Source organism: Streptomyces sp. CA2R106, assembly GCF_037034245.1.
Classification (GTDB): Bacteria; Actinomycetota; Actinomycetes; order Streptomycetales; family Streptomycetaceae; genus Actinacidiphila.
This window is the reverse complement of sequence record NZ_JBAGKC010000123.1, coordinates 1-1130: the sequence shown is the minus strand read 5'-3', so window position 1 is coordinate 1130 and position 1130 is coordinate 1. Positions and strand designations below refer to the sequence as shown.

Below are 1130 nucleotides of genomic sequence, written 5' to 3'. Positions count from 1 at the left end.
CCTCCGACTACGTCTCCGGGCTCATGGCCGGAGGCGGCGGCCCGGAGCTGGAGGGCTTCCGGATGACCGGCGGCACCACGAGCGTCGTCTCCGGCCGAGTCGCCTACAGCCTCGGCCTGGAGGGCCCCGCGGTCTCCGTCGACACCGCCTGCTCCTCCTCCCTGGTGGCGATGCACCTCGCCGCCCAGGCGCTGCGCTCCGGCGAGTGCTCGCTCGCCCTGGCCGGCGGCGTCACCGTCATGGCGGGCCCCTTCCTGCTGGTGGAGTTCTCCCGGCAGCGCGGGCTGGCCGCCGACGGCCGCTGCAAGTCCTACGCGGAAGGCGCCGACGGCACCGGCTTCTCGGACGGCCTCGGCCTCATCGTCCTGGAACGGCTCTCCGACGCCCGCCGCCTGGGGCACAACGTGCTCGCGGTGCTGCGCGGCTCCGCGATCAACCAGGACGGCGCGTCCAACGGCCTGACCGCGCCCAGCGGCCCGGCTCAGGAGCGGGTGATCCGGGCGGCGCTGGCCTCGGCGGGGCTGCGGCCGGACCAGGTCGACGCGGTCGAGGGCCACGGCACCGGCACCAAGCTCGGCGACCCGATCGAGGCGCACGCCTTGCTCGCCACGTACGGGCAGCGCCGCGCGGACGACCAGCCGCTGTGGCTCGGCTCGATCAAGTCCAACATCGGCCACTCCTCGACGGCGGCCGGTGTCGCGGGCGTCATCAAGATGGTCCAGGCGCTGCGGCACCAGCAGCTCCCGGCCACCCTGCACGTCGACGCCCCGTCCTCGAACATCGACTGGGACGCCGGCTCGGTCAAGCTGCTGACCGACGCGCAGCCCTGGCCGGCGGGCGAACGGGTCCGCCGCGCGGGCGTCTCGTCCTTCGGCGTCAGCGGCACCAACGCCCACGTCATCATCGAAGAGGCCCCGGCCGTCGCCGAGGAGCCCGCGCCGCAGGTCGAGAAGGTCCTGCCGGCGGTGCCGGTGGTGGTGTCGGCGAAGGACGAGGCGGCGCTGCGGGCCCAGGCGGGGCGGCTGCGCGAATTCCTCGTCGCGCGGCCGGAGATCGGGCTGCTGGACACCGGCTACTCGGCCGCGACGACCCGGGCTCACCTCGAACACGGCGCCGTCTTCTCCGCCGCC

Annotated in this window: 1 protein-coding gene; it reads left to right on the top strand. The window is 75.0% G+C overall.

Annotated elements, in window-relative coordinates; genetic code table 11:
* A partial coding sequence (locus WA788_RS35305) for a beta-ketoacyl synthase N-terminal-like domain-containing protein (RefSeq protein WP_335984557.1) occupies positions 1 to 1130 on the top strand: 1130 nt, incomplete at both ends.